Raw genomic sequence first — 16,546 nt, forward strand, 5'->3', positions numbered from 1 at the left:
GACATCAGCGCGGGCCGCCTTTCCTGAATGGCCCGCGCTTTCCATGACATGACGGATGGATGCCTATGCCGCTGATTGACCGCATTGCCCTCACCCAATTCGCCGAGCAGATATTGACCCGCGCCGGGATGGAGACCGACAAGGCCGAAACGACGGCCGCCGTCCTGGTGGAGGGCGACATGATCGGCCACGAAACGCATGGCGTCAGCCTTCTGAACTGGTATGTCGAAGCATTGGAAGACGGTTCGCTGGCGAAGGCCGGCAGCTACGGGGTGGTCAACGACCGCGGCGCAGCCTTTGTCTGGGACGGCAAATCCTTGCCCGGCGCATGGCTGCTGACCCGGGCGATCGAGCAGGCCTGCGAACGTGTGCGCGATCATGGCGTCGTCACCGCGGCAATCCGAAATTGCCATCATACCTGCGCTCTGTCAGCCTTCATGCGGCAGGTTACCGAGCAGGGGCTGATCGTGCAGCTGTCGGTATCGCATCCGGCGGCAAGCCGCGTCGCGCCCTATGGCGGCACCAGGCCGCTCCTGACGCCGAACCCGATGGCCGCCGGCTTCCCGACATCCGGGGATCCGATCTTGATCGACGTCTCGGCTTCGATCACCACCACGACGATGACGCAAAACCTGGCGAAGGCCGGCAGGAAATTCCCCGAAGCCTGGGCTTTCACCGCCGCGGGCGAGCCGACCGATGATCCGCGCGAGGTGACCGAACGCGGCGGGACGATGATGCCGCTTGGCGGCCAGTTGAAGGGGCACAAAGGCTTTGGGCTCGGGTTGATCGTCGAGCTGCTGGGGCAGGGGCTTTCCGGCAAGGGACGGGCGAACGCGCCGCCCGGTGTGTTTTCGCAAAGCGCCTTTCTTCAGGTCATCGACCCGGCCTTTTTCGTCGGGCTGGATGCCTTTACCGCGCAGTCCGATTTTCTTGCCTCCGCATGCCGCAGCAACCCTTCCGCGCCCTGGAACAATGGCCCGGTCCGCATGCCGGGTGACAGCGCAGCCCGAAGGCGCCGCTCGGCGTTGGAAGAAGGTGTGCCGGTCGGTGAGGCGGCTTGGGAGAAGCTCTGTAAACATGCGGAAATCCTGGGCTTGCCGATCCCTGACGTCGGCCCCTGAGGGGCGAGTCTGACCTTGCACGGGCCACGCCGCAGGCGACCGTCGTGATGTTGCGGGCAACGTGTTCCGACGTCTCCAGCCGATTCTGGAACAATGTCTGTCGTCTCCTGTTACATTGTCGGGTGATGGGGCGAGTGACGCGTAGGCAAGGGAACGGCTGGAGGTTCGATGAAACGGAGCATGGGATTTGGGCTGGTCTTTGCCGTTGTTCTGACGGGCTGCACGACCGGAGAATACAATTACGCGTCGGCGGGACTGGCCCCCATTCCCGGCAGCATCACCTATCATGGTCAGCCCCGCACGAAGTTGACGAAATCGCCCATAGGGTCATCTTTCCCGCACAGCTTCACAGATCAATGGGGACGCCAGGTCGAAGAGATTTACATCATCCGGCCCGATCGAAGCCTGCTGATTGCCGAGCGCCACTACCGGCCGGTCTTCTCGCTCGACGATGACTAGAACAGAAAGGCCTGGGAAGGAGAATTGATCATGCCGCGACGCAAGAGCAATGAGACGGCCACCCTGGACACCAAGGGAGCCAAGATCGGCGAGCCGGTGCCGAAAGCCATCATCGATACGAACACGGCCTCCGTCGGCGTTCCCCGTCAGGCTGATCAGGACTTGCGCGAGGAGTTGGGCGCGTTGCGACGGCAGATCGACACGCTCCAGCAGCAGATACTCGGTGGCGTCCGATCGGTAAAGGGCGGTGCCGGGAAAGCGATGCGTCAGACGGAAGTGGCGGTGAAGCGCTATCCGGCCTCGACACTCCTTGTCGCTGCGGCTGTCGCGGCTGCCTTCGCTTTCGCCGGACGCCGCGCCTCTCTGCCGCGCCGCCGCCATCAATCGGCGCTGCGCGAGATGAGAGATTTCTACGACACGATCCGCACGCGCATCTGACAAGATTTCGGGATTGTCAGCATTCCGATTATGCCCGAGACTTGGTCATTCAAGCGAGGGCAACTGCATGCTCGACATCATCATACGAAGCGCTCTTGATATTGTCGGGCGCACGGAGCGCCTGATCGAGGCCAGCAGGCGGCTGCTGGACGGTGAGGGTCTCGATGAAGTCGAGGTGTACGAACTCCATTACGAGATCGAACGGCTCGGGGATGCGGTTTTCGTCGTGGACGAAGCCATTCGCTCGCTCATGCGCACCGTCGAAGGCTGGCCGCAGGCCGCCTGCGCCCATGGGATGCACAGAACATTGCATTGATGGGCTGTCGGTGCTCCCCGGGGGGAACTGACATGCCGCCAAGCCCGTTCCGGGCAGGTTTTTCGAGCTGTGATTGCGTGTCACGCCGATGTCACGCGACCATGGAAACAATATGTGCTTGATCGGCGTCTGTAGTGTTGAGGCCAAGTCTCCGACCTGGAGATCGCCGGTTCGATTGCCGGAACTGACCGCATGGTCGCTTGGTCGAATTTTGAGCGCATTGGAGACACTCGATGAGGGATGTGTTGTCGACTATCACGCGTATCCTGAGGGGACGGCCGGGTCAATGCTGCCATCATTTTGCCGGAGCATCACGATGAGCTCGAAGCGCTCCAGGCGAAAATCGCAGCCCCACGAATTCATCTTTCCGATTCACACGCGCACGATCGCACAGATCAGGTACGATAGCCTCAGCCGCGTCATGACGGTGGTCTATCACGACGGCCGCTCTACGACGACGACCGGCATACAAGGCCCGGCGATGCTGAGGATCCTCGCCCAGCGTCCGCTGGAGCGCTCTCCGTTTCTGCTTCAGACGGTCATCTGAGGCTGAAAGTCGTAACCGAAATCGGCTTGATCGTGCATCCATTTCCCGCGGGCTGCGTTCATCTCCAATAGCCGGACCGAATGGAGGGAATGCCGATGACCTTTCCACCGCCAAAAACCGAAGCGCCTGTGCAACGCTTCAAAGAGGCGACCGATGCCGCGCGCGACGCATTGGAAAAGCTGATTGCAGCCGCCAATGAAGCCGGATGGGCAACCGAAGAGATAACCGCGGCGCTGCTTAAGGCCGCCCAGTTTCTAAGCGATGCCAACAAGAAAGATCCCGATCCGGCCGACGACCCCGTCAGCGACGCATCTGCCAGGCAGGAGCAGATCGGTCATGGCGAGCTCTATGACTAAAGCCCGTCCGCTCTAACCCGGAGATCACCGGCCGATCGTCGCAACGGAGCCGCGCAGGACGAGGCTGGTGGCGACGCGCAGACGTTCCACGGCAAGAGGGTTGCCCTCGATGCGGGCGACGAGCCGTTCGCCGGCGAGTTTGCCCAGTTCGTAGACGCGCTGGTCGATGATGGTGATCGGTGGAACGGTGACGCTGGTCCAGTCGGCGTCCAGAAAGGAAATCATCGAGACATCCTCAGGGATCGACAGGCCGAGCGATTGCAGCGACTTGAAAATGCGCAAGCCGACGAGGCTGTCGGACGCCAACAGCGCCGTCGGCGGCGATATTTCCGAGAGCAGGCGTTTGATCACGGCGTCCGTCTGATGCTGGTCGGTGGCGCCGAGCCGAATGTAATGAAGAGGGTTCGGCAAATCCGCCTCGGTCAGGGCGCTCACGAAGCCTTCCACGCGTTCGCGTACGGCGGAATTCGAAATCCCAGCGATATCGGTGAGCCCGCCTTCCTCGGCGTCCATGGCCGAGACATAGGCGAGGCGGCTATGTCCTTGGGCGATCATATGCCGGGTCGCGCTGAGTGCCGCCTCCCGGTCGTCGCCGGTCACGGCGTCGACATCGAGTTCCGGGATGGCCCGGTCGAACAGAACCAGCGGCACGCCGGCGCGGCGGACATGCTGCAGGTGATCGGGGCGGTCGCAGCGGGCCGGCGTGACGATCAGCCCATCGACGCGCTTGCCGATCAGCAGATCGACGGCCGATTTTTCCGCTTCGAGCTGTTCGCCAGAATTGGCGATGATGACGTTGAAGCCCGCAAGGCGCGCCGCATCGCTGATGCCGCGCACCGCCAGACTGAAAAAAGCGTTCTCGATATCGCCGACAACGACGCCGATGATGCCTGAGCGTCCGGTGCTCATGCTCCGGGCGAGCTCGTTCGGGCGGTATTCGAGCGCCGCCGCCGCCGCCATCACCTGATCCTTGATCTTGTTGCTGACGACACCGTAGCCGCCGAGCACGCGGGCGGCCGTCGCCTTCGAGACCTTGGCGGCCTTGGCGACGTCGGCGACCGTGACTGACCGTTTCGGGTGAGCGGAATCTTCCATGAATCGAGGACTACAAGAGTTGTTGACGACCGGTCAATTGACCGATATCAAATATGTCGTGAGACCGGTCTCTTTAAATAGGAGACCGGTTTCTGTTCCATAAATACCAGCTGCTGATGCGCGGCCGGGGCGAACCAACATGCCGGCAAGAGCATTCCTTTCAGAGCGGAGAACGACGATGAAGCCTTTTCAATCATTTGCGGCCATGCTTACTCCATTGCGGGCCGGCATTCTGACGTGCCTTCTTGCTGTGGGGGCAGGCTCTGCGGCTGCGGCCGACAATCCCTATAACCTCATCGAGGCCGGGATGATTAGCGTCGGCACGATGGGTGATTCTAAGCCCTATACGTTTGCGACGGCGGACGGCCAGTTCACCGGTTTCGATATCGAACTGTTTCTCAACGTCGTCTCCCGCCTCGGCTTTCCGAAAGACAAGGTGACGTTCACGGGCCAGGAATTTTCGGCATTGTTGCCGTCGGTGGCAAACGAACGATTCGATGTTGCCGTTGCGGCGATCGGAACCACCGAAGCCCGCAAGAAGACCGTCGACTTTTCCGACGGCTATCTTGCCGGTTACCTCTCGGTCCTGACCGCGGATGCCGGCATCAAGGATGCCGACGGGCTCAAGGGCAAGCGCCTCGGTGTCGTCCAGGGAACCTTGCAGGAAGTCTATGCGGCCAAGAATTTCGGCGGGACCGATCTGGTGAAATTCCCCGACAACAATTCCGCCGTCGCCGCCCTCAATAACGGCACGGTCGATGCGCATTTTCTCGACTACGAAGCCGCCAAACAATATGGCGAGCGCTATCCTGCGCTGAAGGTTGCGGTCAACATCCCATCTTTCGATGCGCCGGCAGGCTTCGTGATCCGCAAGGGAAATGACGCCTTCCGCACGGCGCTGAACGGCGCCCTTCACGACGCGATGCAGGACGGCACCTGGAAGACCCTCTACGAAAAATGGTTCCCGGGCTCGCCGATGCCGGACCAGTATCTTCCCAAGAAGTAAGCCCGCCAGCCGTCCGCTTCGGCGGACGGCGTCATGCCCGGCAAGGGCTTCGATGGGGATCTCGATGAACTGGCTTGAAAATCTGCGCCGCAGCTTCCTGGATTGGGACGCCATGGCGGAAGTGCTGCCGAGCATGATCAGCGTCGGCCTGAAGAATACCCTGATCCTGGCCGCTGCCTCCACCGTGCTCGGCGTCGTCATCGGCATGGCTCTCGCCGTCATGGGCATCTCGCAGTCTCGCTGGCTGCGGCTGCCGGCGCGCATCTACACCGATATCTTCCGCGGGCTGCCGGCAATCGTCACGATTCTGATCATCGGGCAGGGTTTTGCCCGGATCGGGCGGGAGATCTTCGGTCCGTCGCCATTCCCGCTCGGCATCCTGGCGCTCAGCCTGATCGCCGGGGCCTATATTGGCGAGATTTTTCGGTCGGGCATCCAAAGTGTCGAGCGCGGCCAGATGGAAGCCTGCCGGGCGCTCAGCATGAGCTACGGGCAGGGCATGCGGCTGATCGTCATCCCGCAAGGCATCCGGCGTGTTCTGCCGGCGCTGGTCAACCAGTTCATCGGAAACGTCAAGGATTCCAGCCTCGTCTATTTCCTCGGATTGCTCGCTTCCGAGCGGGAGATCTTTCGCGTCGGCCAGGATCAGGCTGTCGTCACCGGCAATCTGTCGCCCTTGTTGCTGGCGGGTCTTTTCTATCTCGTCATCACCGTGCCGCTCACGCATTTGGTCAATTACATCGATGCGAGACTGCGGCTCGGAAAACAAGGCCGCGGCTCGGGTGTTGCGAGCGGTTTGGCCGAGGTGAGCGAGTTGCAGGCCGCTGCCGGCCCGCCGTCCGCGACCGGGTCTGCCGGGGAGGCGGAACCGCGCTTCCAGGGCGGCGCCCTGAACATCCGGGATCTCAGCATGGCCTATGGCGATCTCGAGGTGCTGAAGGGTGTCGATCTCGACATCGCCGCCGGGACCGTCACCTGCATCATCGGCCCCTCCGGCTCGGGCAAATCGACGCTGCTGCGCTGCATGAACAGGCTGGTGGAGCCGAAAGCCGGTGATATCCTGCTCGACGGCGACAGCATTCTGGCCATGAAACCGGAACGGCTGCGCCGGCGGGTGGGGATGGTGTTCCAGCACTTCAACCTGTTTCCCGATCACACAGCTCTTGAGAACGTTATGCTTTCCCTGACGAAAATCAAGAAGATGCCGAGACAGGAGGCGCGACGCATCGCCGAGGCGCGTCTGGCCGAGGTCGGTCTTGCCGAGCGCAGGGATCATCGCCCGGCCGGCCTATCGGGCGGGCAGCAGCAGCGCGTCGCCATCGCCCGTGCTCTCGCCATGGATCCGGAACTCATCCTGTTCGACGAAGTGACGAGTGCGCTCGATCCCGAACTGGTCAAGGGTGTTCTCGACCTGATGGCGGCTCTCGGCCGCCAGGGCATGACCATGGCCGTCGTGACGCATGAAATGGGATTTGCGCGCAGGGTGGCCGATCAGGTGGTCTTCATGGACGAGGGCCGCATCGTCGAGGCCGGCTGCCCGCAGCAGATCTTCGACCATCCCAAAAGCGAGCGGCTGAAGCGCTTCCTTGCGGAAGTCCTCTAACCCTGAGGCGAGGCATGCCGCCGTCTCTCACGACGGACGCATCGGAATTCGTTCGACATAGCAGGAAACAAGGTTATCGACATGAATGCTTCCCCAAAACCTTCGAAGGTTGTCGTCATCGGCGGCGGCATATTCGGCGTCTCGACGGCCGTCCATCTCGCGCGCCTCGGGATCGCCACCGTGCTCGTCAGTGACGGGCCGCTCGCCAACGGCGCTTCCGGCCGTTCGCTCGCCTGGCTCAATTCGGCCCGGAAGCGCTCCGATGCCTATCACCGGCTGCGCCTCGCCGGCATCGACCGTTATCGCACCCTTGCTGCCCGCTATCCGGATGCGCCATGGCTCCGCTTCGATGGTGGCTTGACCTGGGATGCCGATGACGCCGGCAATGAGATCGCCGAGGTCTTCAAGCATGAGTGCGACCTCGGCTATCACGCGCAATGGCTGGACCAGGAAAACATTGCCGGCGCGACGCCCGGCGTCGACGCCGGCGCGGTGACGCCGCAGGGCGCGATCTTCAATCCCGGGGAAGGCTGGGTCGATCTTCCCTCGCTGATCGGCCTTCTGGCGGAGGAATTCCGTTCGCTCGGCGGCGAGATCGTGACGGACGCCGGGCGCGCAACGATTGACGTCGACGGCGCCCGCGTCTGCGGCGTGAGTGCCGCGGACGGCAGGCGCTGGGACGCGGAGTCCGTGCTGCTTGCCGCGGGCAGCGCGGTTCCGGCAATCGTTGCCGAAGCCGGCCAGCATATCGACGATGCAACGCCGGTCGCCCTTCTCGTCAGGACCAAGCCGATCCGCCATTCGCTGAAGGCCGTGCTCAACACCCCCCGCGTCGCTATCCGGCCCATGCCCAATGGCGGTTTTGCGCTCGATTCCGCCTGGTCCGAGGAAGAGGTCAGAGTGAAGCCGGACGGCAGCTACGACGTCAGACAATCGACGCTGGATGGGCTGCTGCGCCAGGCGTCGAAAGTTCTCGAAGGTAACCCGACGCTCGAGATCGACGATTATGGGGTCGGCCCGAAGCCCATTCCGGGCGACGGCGAGCCGGTCTTCGGCGAACTGCCGTCGATCTGGGGTTATTTCGTTGCCTTCAGCCATAGTGGCGCCACCCTCGGCCTGATCGCCGGCGAACTGCTGGCGGACGAGATCGCCACCGGACGCCGTCATCCGCTGCTGGCGGAGTTTCGGCCGGAGCGTTTCAGTTCGTCGCGGCCGTGATGGATCAAATAGAGCCATCGAGCGTTCTGCCGAGGAAACAACGGGAGACGCATCATGTTTAAGGACGAGCCGGCCGGTGTCGGCGGGGAAGAGAGACACGACGATGCCGGCGCGCGGATGGCGAACGGAGAGGAGACGAACATCAATCCGGATCTTATCCGGCGTGAGGGGTTCGCGAGCGAGGCCGAGTACGAGGCCTACCTTGCCACGCTTGGCCTGGATGCTCTGACTCCGGCCGAAGCTTATATCGAGGAACCGTTCCTGGTCTCGGAGGAGCATGTTCTGGAAGGTCGGTTGCGGGAACTGAGGGAGGAGCTCGAAAACCTCCGGGCCCGCCTTCATGTGATCAAACACCAGACTGCGGCCGTCGTCACTGAAAACGTCCGATGGGCAGATGCCAGTGCCCATGCCCAGCTCGGCAATCAGCCGTGGCTGAAGCTCGCCGGCGCGATGGCTGCGGCATTCGTCGTCACGCGGGGTATCAGGCGACTGCCCCTCGGGACCGTCGCGACCACGGCGCTGCCCTTGGTCGCCGCCGCTATGAACCGGAAATTCGCCAGGGGATGACGTTCAAAGCCCCAAAGCGAAATCTGCACCTGTTTGCGCATTTGGAACGGCTTCCGCATATGGCCGATCGGGTCTGGGATCGTCATGAAACCAGCGTCATCTTCTTGCCGAAGTGTTCGTGACATTTTACGTTTTAAGGAGGCGAGCATGCCTGGACATGACGACCGCTATATCGAGATTACGACACGTCTTCGCTCGGTACGATCGTTCTGCGACTTCCTCTCGCAGGGCGGAATCGTCCGCGTCGCCTTGAAGGACGGCGCTCCCTACAAAGACGTCACGGCCGTACTCCTGGAACGGAAGCGCAGGGAGGCGGAAGCGCTCGATCGCACCCGCCGGCGGCTCTATCCGGAGCTCTCGGATGAAGAGGTGATGCCGCCGCTCTACAGTCGTCACTGACGCGCCCGCCCATCAGGGGCCAAGCGACTACCAAGCAGAACGGAGCCTCACTATGCAGCGTTCACGCGTCGCGCGTCCGTTTCATCCAGCTGGAATTGGTCGATCAGATGCAGGAGCGTCTTCGTCTCGTCGGCGAGTTCCTTCGTCGCTGCGCTCGTTTCCTCGACCATGGCCGCGTTCTGCTGCGTCATCTGATCCATCCGGTTGACGGAGGAATTGACCTCGTGCAGGGCGTTGTACTGTTCCCTGCTCGAGCGGGCAATGACGTCCATCTGCTCCGATGCGGTGACCACTTTCGCGGAAATGCTTTCGAGGACTTCGCTGGTTTCGCGTACGACCCGGGCCCCGTTGGTGATCTCCGCCCGCGAGCGCCCGATCAGCTGTTTGATCCGCTGGCCGGCCTCGGCGGAGCGCTGGGCGAGATCGCGGACTTCCTGGGCGACGACCGCAAAGCCTTTTCCAGCCTCGCCGGCGCGGGCCGCTTCGATGCCGGCATTGAGCGCGAGCAGGTTCGTCTGGAATGCGATCTCGTCGATGACGCCGATGATCTGCACGATCTCGTCGGAAGCCGCTTCGATCTTGCCCATCGCGTCGATCGCGCTGGCCACGACCTCGGATGAGGAATCGGCCGTCTCTTTGGTGTCGGTGATGATCTGACGGGCATCGTCGGCGCAGGCCGCGGACGAACGAACCGTGGTGGTGATCTCTTCAATGGCTGCGGCGATTTCCTCAAGTGCTACGGCCTGCTGTTCGGTGCGCTTTGCAAGGTTGCTCGCCGACAGATCCATCTGGCCGGCATTGCCTTCGATCATCCGGGTGTTGGTGCGGATCTGGTCGATCGTTTCCTGCAGGCGAAGCAGCGACGCATTGAAATCGTTGCGGAGTTGCTCCAGCCGGCCGAAGAAAGGCGTTGTGATCGTCTGGGAAATGTCGCCGCGCGCCAGGCGCCCGAGGCCATCGGCGAGCGCCGTCACCGCAAAGTCGATCTGCTGTTCGACCGTGCGTTTTTCCTCGTCGTTGCGATGCCTTTCCTCCTCGGCCCGCGTCCGTTCTATCTCGCTGCGTTCCTCGATCTCGACCTTGGCGATGGCGTTGTTCTTGAAGATGCCCAGTGCGCGGGCCATGTCGCCGATTTCATCGGCCCGGCTTTCGCCGGTGATCGAGGTTTCGAGCTTGCCGTCGGCGAGCCGCCGCATGGCCGAGGTGATCTGGTTGATCGGACCTTTGAGCGTCACCGTCAGCCCGACCCCGGCGAGGATTGCGATCACCACGCCGAGGATCGTCGTTCCCAGAGACATGGAATTGGCATCGGTACGTTCTGCGGCGGCGTTCTGCCGCTGCATTTCGGCGAAGGCCGTCAGCTGCGACCACATCCCGTCGACATCGGCGGCTGCGGCGTGGAATTCGTCCTGGCGCTGAGCGCTGATGCGGACGAGGTCGGTGGCGGCCTTCTGCATCTTATCCAGCGCCGGCAGCAGCTTCGGCTTGAGATTGTCGAATTGCGCAACCCCGCCGGCATTGGAAACCAACGTGTCCAGGCCCTTCCTGACGGCCATGATTTCCTGCAACAGCCGCTGAAGATTGGCATCCGTGGGCGCAAGCGTCAGTTTCGCCATGACGATCTGGATCACGTAGGCCGAGGTCGTCAGTTTCTGGCCGTCTCTCTGACCCGTCTTGGCGCGCTCGACCGATTTGGCGGTCTCGGCCGCCTTATCCGTTACCGTCTTCAGCCGGCGTGCGGCGACCGCCTGCAATTCGGGCAGCCTGGCGACGATCTGCGCCGTCGCATCCTTGAGGCCGGCTGCACGCTCCTCGGTCTGGCCGGCGGTTTCGACAAGCGGCTTCAAGGCGGCAATGGTATCGTCGATCGCCTTTTTGGCCTCCGGCGCCTCGCCGCCCAGCGCCATCCCCACGATGCGCTGCTGCCGGGCGAGTTCCTCCATGTCGGGACCGCCGATCGGGCCGGCGGCTTGAGCCTTGTCGTTCAGCGACTGGGCGAAGGAGGCGAAGTCCGATATGCGCTGTGCGTCGCCCAGCGTATTGCGGGCTTCGTCTTCCTGGCTGTCGGCAGCACGCTGGAGAACCTTGGAACCTTCGACGATATCCGTCTGAGACGAGACGACGACGCTCTGCGCCTTTTGAAGATCGGCAAGCAATGCTGCCCGGCTCTCCTGAAGCTGCCACAGAGTATCCATGCGAGCGGAAATTCCGTCGATGGAAGACAGCGCCTGCTCCAACTCCTGCTGGCCGCTGCGATCGGCGGCGAGCCGGTCGAGACCGGATTTCAATAGAGTGCGCTGATCGGCAAGCCTGGCGGTGACGGCATCCCGGTTTTCCTGCGTGGCATTGGCAAGGAATTCGGCCATCGCGGCGGACAGATTGCGAAAGCCGCTCAAGGACTGCAGGACGGAGTTGGAAATATCCATCCGCCCCTGAAGCAGGCTCGATGCATAAAAGCCCATGGCGCCCACGGCCATGATGCTCACGATGAACGGAACGATGAAAACCATCACCTGCGTCTGAATGCGCACACGTGACAACAGCCTGCCCAACATCAACCCCTCCCTCTTCCCCAGGAGCGCAGTCGATTTCGAGTGAAAGTCCTGATCCGCTCGAACCGACTACACATCCGCCCCCCAGAGACACGAGGCAGCGGAATGAATATTCCATATCACATTATTTGTGAAACATTCGTTTCGATGTCGCCACGAGTGATGGTGAATGTCGTTTCTCAACAGATATCGGCGCCAGCGAGCGCGACAGCGGCGATCAGGCGAAAGCAATTTCCGCAAGCAGAGGAAGGTGATCTGAAGCGACCCTTGCCAGGCGGTTATCCAGAACCGTCGCCTGTTTGACGATGAGATCGTCGGTGACGAAGACGTGGTCGATACGCATCAGCGGGTAACGGGAGGGAAAGGTCGCGCGCGGCCTGACATTGCCTGCGAGCTGGGCATCCTTCAACGACCGCGTGGCAAGTCGGTAAGTCGCTGATGACGGAATGGCATTGAAGTCGCCGCAGAGGATGGTGGGGAGAGCTTCGTCCGCCGTTCCGCACAGCCAGCCCGAGTTCAAAAGCGTCGTCATTTGCCGCATGCGCTCGCGCCCGCGAAGGCCGAGATGGGTGTTGACGACCCGCAGTTTTCTGTCGCCGACCAGGATTTCGACGGAAAGGGCGCCGCGCTGCTCGCCGATGGAGGGCAGCGGACCGGCCTTGACCGCGCCGGTCGGCAAGGCGGTGATGATCGCATCGCCATACTGCTCTTCGGCAACCGACAGCGCCGGATGGAAATGCGCCTGCATTTTCAGAAGTGAGGCGATCGTATGGGCCTGGTCGATGCCGCCCGTCCTGCGCCTGAGCACATCGACCTCCTGGAGAGCGACGATGTCGGCCTCCGCCTCGGCGATGACCGAAGCGATGCGCCCGGGATCGAGCTTACGGTCGCTGCCGATACAGCTGTGGACGTTATAGGTCAGGAGTTTGATGGATTTTTCCGGCATGGGCCCGTTGAAGCTCGTCCCCTGGGGACATGGATGCGGTTCCCCGGGGGAACACAAAACTCGTTTGATCGTTCCAGATTATCGGCCCATCACGCTGGCATTCCTGAGGACAATCGATGCGTTTGAAAAGCATGATCTGGAATGGACTGCTCGTTGCCGCCCTTTGTCTTGCGGTCTTTCTTCTCTATCGCATCTTCCAGCAGTACAGCCTCGACCAGATCGTCCAATCGGTTCGCAGCATACCGCTTTCAAGCTTCTGTACAGCGCTTCTCTTTGCCGCGGCATCCTATCTATGCCTTGGCTGCTTCGATCTCCTGGCGATCCGCTCGCTCGGCAAATCCTTGCCGTATCCCAAAATTGCGTTGGCTTCGTTCATCAGCCTGTCGCTCGGCCACAATATCGGTTTTGCCGGGCTGAGCAGCGGCGCCTTCCGCTACCGCTTTTATTCGCGCTGGGGGCTGACGACCGAGGACGTGGCGAAGATCATCCTGTTCTGCGGCGTCACGGTCGGGCTCGGACTGATCACGCTCGGCGGTCTTGCGCTGATCGTCAATCCGGGTGATGCCGGGCGCCTGCTGCGGCTCGATCCGGCCAATGTGCGCATCTTCGGCTTGCTGGCGCTCATCGTGCCGGTCGTCTATGCGGGGCTGGCGTTTTTCGTCCGCGCCACGTTGCGGCTCTGGCGCTGGTCGTTTCAGTTGCCGCGGTTTTCGATTGCCGTCGCGCAGATCGGCATCGGGACGCTCAACTTCATGCTCGTTTCCGCCTGCCTGCACCAGATGCTCTCGGCTTTCGGCGACGTCGCCTTCTTCAGGTCGGTGACGGCTTATGTGCTGGCCAATTCGGCAATTCTCGCAACCCATGTTCCGGGTGGACTCGGCGTGCTCGAGGCGACCGTCTCCTATGCCGTGCCGAAGGAGGCCTCGATCGGCGCATTGATCGCGTTCCGCTGCGCCTATTTCTTTATTCCGCTGGCGCTCGGCACGACGCTTCTCGTCATCACCGAGATCGTTTTTCGAAGGTCACGCGGGGCGGATGAAGAGGCGGATGAGGGCGCCGAGGCCCAGTCGGTGTAAGAGCAGGAAAGGGCGGGCCGGGTCGAAGAACCCGGTACCTCTGACCGGTGAGATGCTGCCGGAAAGCTCGACGGCAAATTCTCTCAGACACCGAGTGCCATCATTCTGCGCGTCGATCGCTTCGATCGCCGAGCCGCTTTGCGCGTAGGCCGCCGCAAAACTCGCGGTGCTCGTTCCGAGATATTCCGCCAGCAGACGATTGCGCAGCTCCGCGATCGCGCGGCGGTGTTCGTCCGTTGCGGCGTGAAACAATATATCGCATTCCGAATCCAGGCCTTCGGAGCGATTGTTGAGATTGGAGGAGCCGATGCGCACCAACTCGTCGTCGGCGATCATCAGTTTGGAATGGATCAGCACCTCGACCTCGTCGACCGTCGGCCCGGGCACTTTCGGCCCGGGCACGATTGGCCCGGGTACGACGGGGAAATAGACCCGCAGCCGGCTCGCACGATCGGCCCGTTTGAGAAGGCGGATGACGCGGTCGCGATTGCCGCCCATGATAAGTTTTTCGATCAGCCCGTGAGAGCTGCGCGTGCAGATGATGACGACCTCGGGGCCGTCTTCCTCCTGCAGCCGTGCGGCAATGGCATCGGCGACGCGGAAGGAGGCGAGATATTGCGCCTCGATATAAAGCAGGCGTCGTGCCCGGGAGATGATATCCAATGTCGAGGCGATGCCGCCGCTGATGCCGCCGCGCGTGGTTGTCGACGGCTCCGTCAGCGCGAAGCTCACCAGGATTTCCCGCAGCGAAACGGCAAGATCGTCCGGCCAGAGGAAGGGTGCGGGCTCGGCAGGCGGCAGGTGTTTTTCGCCGGTGGCATTTTCCCAGCGCCGCCTGGCGATATTGCCCATCAGCCGGGCAGCGTCGCCCGTGACCATCGCCTGCACGTCATGCAGCGGGTCGTAGGAAACGCCCTCGGGGTCACGCCGGCGCCTGTCCCTGGCGCGATGGCGCTTGGTATCCCATCGCCGCGACGTCAGGTCGATGCCGCCGATGAAGGCGACCGTGTCGTCGATGCAGACGAGCTTCTCATGGTGGCAGCCGCGAACGGCACCTTGAAGGTCGAAACGCAGGTCGATCCTGGCATTCCTCGGGAAGCTCTTCTTGCGAAGCACCTGCAGGGATTTTTCCGAATAGACCGGCCCGAGCGCCCAGATGAGGATGCGTATTTCGAGCTCGGGATTGGCCGCTGCAAGCGCATGCAGCAGGTCTGCCAAAGTCTCGTCGGATTTTTCCGGTTCCAACGGGATGTCGGGATTGAAATCCCAGCCGACGATCCAGATCCTGCGCCGTGCCTGCCGCAGCGCCCGTGACACTTCGGCGAAATATCTGTTGCCGTTGATCAGGAAGGCCGCCTTCTCGGCATCGCCCTCCAGGCGCAAAGCGCTGTCATTCTGTTTTTCGCGGCCGTCCGGCCGTTGTGATTTTGCCTGGGGCAGGCTCGGGTGATTGAAGACGGTCTCGAATGCGGTCATGATTGCCTCGGCCTTTAACTGCGAAAACAAACGCCTGGAATATTTTTGGGTTCCGTGCGGTGTCGGAAGAGGCGGCCGGGCTGACTTCGTCCGGCGATGGAAGCGCAAGGAAACGAGAATGTCACAACGAGCAGGCAGCGCCGATCTTCCCCTTCACGGGGGACGTGTGCCGCATTGGCTCGGCGACCGGATGACACGGCTGGGAGCCCTGATCACCGAAGCGATCGTGCATCACTACGGCCGCGACGAATTCCTGCGCAGGCTCGCCCATCCTTTCTGGTTTCAGTCCTTCGGCGCTGTGATGGGCATGGACTGGCATTCCTCCGGCATCACCACCAGCGTTCTCGGCGCGCTGAAGCGCGGGCTGAAACCGCGCGCCGGCGAGCTCGGCCTGCATGTCTGCGGCGGCCGCGGCGCGCATTCGCGCAAGACCCCGCAGGAGCTCGTCTCGATCGGCGAGCGCGTCGGCCTCGATGGCGAAGGCCTGGCGACGACGAGCCGTCTCATCGCCAAGGTCGACAGCGCTGCCCTTCAGGATGGGTTCGATCTTTACCTGCACGGCTTCATCGTCGCCGATGACGGTCATTGGGTGGTCGTGCAGCAGGGCATGAACGGCGACAGGCGGCAGGCCCGGCGCTATCACTGGCTATCGGAAGGGCTGGAGAGTTTCGTCGACTCGCCGCATGCGGCAATCGAGGGCAGGAGCCAGGGGACGATCGTCAATCTTGCCGACAGGCGCGCCGAGCGCTCGCGGCGCGGCCAGCTCGACCTGCTGGCGACGCTCGGTCCCGACAGGATCGTCCGCGAGGCGGCGGCGCTGCGGCGTGTCGAGCAGCCGGCGCCCGAGCCGGCCGCTCAGCCGATGCTGCCGCACCTGATCATGCCGGCCCATCACGACGTGCGCGAGAGCGACGTCAACATGCGGCGCCTGCACGGAAATCTCGCCGCCGCTGCCGACCGCGGGCCGGCGGATTTCGAAGAGCTGCTGCTGGTTCCCGGTGTCGGCGCCCGCACGGTGGAGGCGCTGGCCATGGTGGCCGAAGTCGTCCACGGCGCGCCCTGCCGTTTTTCCGATCCGGCGCGTTTCTCGATCGCCCATGGCGGCAAGGACCGCCATCCCTTCCCGGTTCCGCTCAAGGTCTATGACGAAACGATCGGCGTGATGAAATCGGCGGTGCAGAAGGGCAGGCTCGGACGGGAGGAGGAGCTGCAGGCGCTCAAGCGCCTGGATGATCAATCCAGGCAGATAGAACGCTACGTCACCGGTCCCGACCTCAAGGAGATTATCGCCGGCGAATTTCGCCAATCCGCCGATTTCGGCGGCCGCAGCGTCTTCGGCTGGGAGCCGCCCGCAGAGTAGGGCACCCCTTC

At 62.6% G+C, this 16,546-nt stretch carries 17 protein-coding genes; 13 read left to right on the forward strand and 4 right to left on the reverse strand.

Features of this window, described 5'->3' with window-relative positions; all coding sequences use genetic code 11:
• Positions 1–59 precede the first annotated feature (59 nt).
• The 6 genes from QMO80_RS22995 (at position 60) to QMO80_RS23020 (ending at position 3,237) form a co-directional block, all read left to right on the forward strand.
• The gene (locus QMO80_RS22995; RefSeq protein WP_283200718.1) at positions 60–1,121 is read left to right on the forward strand and encodes an Ldh family oxidoreductase; all 1,062 of its coding nucleotides are present in this window, start codon (positions 60–62) and stop codon (positions 1,119–1,121) included.
• 168 nt (positions 1,122–1,289) lie between these two features.
• Positions 1,290–1,580, forward strand: coding sequence for a hypothetical protein (locus QMO80_RS23000; protein WP_283200719.1), 291 nt, complete (start codon positions 1,290–1,292; stop codon positions 1,578–1,580).
• A 30-nt stretch (positions 1,581–1,610) separates the two neighbouring features.
• A complete protein-coding gene (locus QMO80_RS23005; RefSeq protein WP_283200720.1) occupies positions 1,611–2,018 on the forward strand; it encodes a hypothetical protein in 408 nt (135 codons plus the stop codon).
• A gap of 67 nt (positions 2,019–2,085) precedes the next feature.
• Positions 2,086–2,334 (forward strand): hypothetical protein, encoded by a 249-nt coding sequence (locus QMO80_RS23010; RefSeq protein ID WP_283200721.1) that lies wholly within the window; start codon positions 2,086–2,088, stop codon positions 2,332–2,334.
• Positions 2,335–2,650: 316 nt separating this feature from the next.
• Positions 2,651–2,881: a hypothetical protein gene (locus tag QMO80_RS23015; RefSeq protein ID WP_283200722.1), complete on the forward strand. Its 231-nt coding sequence runs from the start codon at positions 2,651–2,653 to the stop codon at positions 2,879–2,881.
• Between the two features lie 95 nt (positions 2,882–2,976).
• On the forward strand, positions 2,977–3,237 hold the full coding sequence (locus QMO80_RS23020; protein ID WP_283200783.1) for a hypothetical protein: 261 nt from the start codon (positions 2,977–2,979) through the stop codon (positions 3,235–3,237).
• A 24-nt stretch (positions 3,238–3,261) separates the two neighbouring features.
• Here the strand turns inward: QMO80_RS23020 and QMO80_RS23025 are convergent, their stop codons facing one another.
• Complete coding sequence (locus tag QMO80_RS23025) at positions 3,262–4,332, reverse strand: LacI family DNA-binding transcriptional regulator (protein ID WP_283200723.1); 1,071 nt, start codon at positions 4,330–4,332, stop codon at positions 3,262–3,264.
• Between the two features lie 178 nt (positions 4,333–4,510).
• Here QMO80_RS23025 and QMO80_RS23030 point away from each other — a divergent pair, with 178 nt between their 5' ends.
• The 5 genes from QMO80_RS23030 (at position 4,511) to QMO80_RS23050 (ending at position 9,125) form a co-directional block, all read left to right on the forward strand.
• Positions 4,511–5,338, forward strand: a complete 828-nt coding sequence (locus tag QMO80_RS23030) for an ABC transporter substrate-binding protein (protein ID WP_283200724.1) — start codon at positions 4,511–4,513, stop codon at positions 5,336–5,338.
• A gap of 64 nt (positions 5,339–5,402) precedes the next feature.
• On the forward strand, positions 5,403–6,941 hold the full coding sequence (locus QMO80_RS23035) for an amino acid ABC transporter permease/ATP-binding protein (protein ID WP_283200725.1): 1,539 nt from the start codon (positions 5,403–5,405) through the stop codon (positions 6,939–6,941).
• 81 nt (positions 6,942–7,022) lie between these two features.
• Complete coding sequence (locus QMO80_RS23040; RefSeq protein ID WP_283200726.1) at positions 7,023–8,159, forward strand: FAD-binding oxidoreductase; 1,137 nt, start codon at positions 7,023–7,025, stop codon at positions 8,157–8,159.
• Between the two features lie 54 nt (positions 8,160–8,213).
• On the forward strand, positions 8,214–8,726 hold the full coding sequence (locus QMO80_RS23045; RefSeq protein ID WP_283200727.1) for a hypothetical protein: 513 nt from the start codon (positions 8,214–8,216) through the stop codon (positions 8,724–8,726).
• 147 nt (positions 8,727–8,873) lie between these two features.
• Positions 8,874–9,125, forward strand: coding sequence for a hypothetical protein (locus tag QMO80_RS23050; RefSeq protein ID WP_049731050.1), 252 nt, complete (start codon positions 8,874–8,876; stop codon positions 9,123–9,125).
• 50 nt (positions 9,126–9,175) lie between these two features.
• On the opposite strand, the gene QMO80_RS23055 is transcribed toward QMO80_RS23050, so the two are convergent.
• Together QMO80_RS23055 and QMO80_RS23060 are read right to left on the reverse strand one after the other, a co-directional pair.
• Positions 9,176–11,680: a methyl-accepting chemotaxis protein gene (locus QMO80_RS23055; RefSeq protein WP_283200728.1), complete on the reverse strand. Its 2,505-nt coding sequence runs from the start codon at positions 11,678–11,680 to the stop codon at positions 9,176–9,178.
• A gap of 214 nt (positions 11,681–11,894) precedes the next feature.
• Positions 11,895–12,623: an endonuclease/exonuclease/phosphatase family protein gene (locus QMO80_RS23060; protein ID WP_283200729.1), complete on the reverse strand. Its 729-nt coding sequence runs from the start codon at positions 12,621–12,623 to the stop codon at positions 11,895–11,897.
• 116 nt (positions 12,624–12,739) lie between these two features.
• Here QMO80_RS23060 and QMO80_RS23065 point away from each other — a divergent pair, with 116 nt between their 5' ends.
• A complete protein-coding gene (locus QMO80_RS23065; protein ID WP_283200730.1) occupies positions 12,740–13,699 on the forward strand; it encodes a lysylphosphatidylglycerol synthase domain-containing protein in 960 nt (319 codons plus the stop codon).
• On the opposite strand, the gene QMO80_RS23070 is transcribed toward QMO80_RS23065, so the two are convergent.
• Positions 13,646–15,175 (reverse strand): phospholipase D-like domain-containing protein, encoded by a 1,530-nt coding sequence (locus QMO80_RS23070; protein ID WP_283200731.1) that lies wholly within the window; start codon positions 15,173–15,175, stop codon positions 13,646–13,648. The two genes, QMO80_RS23065 and QMO80_RS23070, sit on opposite strands and share 54 nt — an antisense overlap.
• Positions 15,176–15,293: 118 nt before the next feature.
• Between QMO80_RS23070 and QMO80_RS23075 the strand changes: the two genes are divergently transcribed.
• Complete coding sequence (locus QMO80_RS23075) at positions 15,294–16,535, forward strand: DUF763 domain-containing protein (RefSeq protein ID WP_283200732.1); 1,242 nt, start codon at positions 15,294–15,296, stop codon at positions 16,533–16,535.
• The last annotated feature ends 11 nt before the right edge of the window (positions 16,536–16,546 follow it).

This window comes from Rhizobium sp. BT03 (genome assembly GCF_030053155.1).
Classification (GTDB): domain Bacteria; phylum Pseudomonadota; class Alphaproteobacteria; order Rhizobiales; family Rhizobiaceae; genus Rhizobium.

What these genes read in the sequence shown, in the direction of transcription:
- QMO80_RS22995 (WP_283200718.1), top strand. Translation starts at nt 60, where the DNA reads ATGCCTATGCCGCTGATTGACCGCATTGCCCTCACCCAATTCGCCGAG.
- QMO80_RS23000 (WP_283200719.1), top strand. Translation starts at nt 1,290, where the DNA reads ATGAAACGGAGCATGGGATTTGGGCTGGTCTTTGCCGTTGTTCTGACG.
- QMO80_RS23005 (WP_283200720.1), top strand. Translation starts at nt 1,611, where the DNA reads ATGCCGCGACGCAAGAGCAATGAGACGGCCACCCTGGACACCAAGGGA.
- QMO80_RS23010 (WP_283200721.1), top strand. Translation starts at nt 2,086, where the DNA reads ATGCTCGACATCATCATACGAAGCGCTCTTGATATTGTCGGGCGCACG.
- QMO80_RS23015 (WP_283200722.1), top strand. Translation starts at nt 2,651, where the DNA reads ATGAGCTCGAAGCGCTCCAGGCGAAAATCGCAGCCCCACGAATTCATC.
- QMO80_RS23020 (WP_283200783.1), top strand. Translation starts at nt 2,977, where the DNA reads ATGACCTTTCCACCGCCAAAAACCGAAGCGCCTGTGCAACGCTTCAAA.
- QMO80_RS23025 (WP_283200723.1), bottom strand. Translation starts at nt 4,332, where the DNA reads ATGGAAGATTCCGCTCACCCGAAACGGTCAGTCACGGTCGCCGACGTC.
- QMO80_RS23030 (WP_283200724.1), top strand. Translation starts at nt 4,511, where the DNA reads ATGAAGCCTTTTCAATCATTTGCGGCCATGCTTACTCCATTGCGGGCC.
- QMO80_RS23035 (WP_283200725.1), top strand. Translation starts at nt 5,403, where the DNA reads ATGAACTGGCTTGAAAATCTGCGCCGCAGCTTCCTGGATTGGGACGCC.
- QMO80_RS23040 (WP_283200726.1), top strand. Translation starts at nt 7,023, where the DNA reads ATGAATGCTTCCCCAAAACCTTCGAAGGTTGTCGTCATCGGCGGCGGC.
- QMO80_RS23045 (WP_283200727.1), top strand. Translation starts at nt 8,214, where the DNA reads ATGTTTAAGGACGAGCCGGCCGGTGTCGGCGGGGAAGAGAGACACGAC.
- QMO80_RS23050 (WP_049731050.1), top strand. Translation starts at nt 8,874, where the DNA reads ATGCCTGGACATGACGACCGCTATATCGAGATTACGACACGTCTTCGC.
- QMO80_RS23055 (WP_283200728.1), bottom strand. Translation starts at nt 11,680, where the DNA reads ATGTTGGGCAGGCTGTTGTCACGTGTGCGCATTCAGACGCAGGTGATG.
- QMO80_RS23060 (WP_283200729.1), bottom strand. Translation starts at nt 12,623, where the DNA reads ATGCCGGAAAAATCCATCAAACTCCTGACCTATAACGTCCACAGCTGT.
- QMO80_RS23065 (WP_283200730.1), top strand. Translation starts at nt 12,740, where the DNA reads ATGCGTTTGAAAAGCATGATCTGGAATGGACTGCTCGTTGCCGCCCTT.
- QMO80_RS23070 (WP_283200731.1), bottom strand. Translation starts at nt 15,175, where the DNA reads ATGACCGCATTCGAGACCGTCTTCAATCACCCGAGCCTGCCCCAGGCA.
- QMO80_RS23075 (WP_283200732.1), top strand. Translation starts at nt 15,294, where the DNA reads ATGTCACAACGAGCAGGCAGCGCCGATCTTCCCCTTCACGGGGGACGT.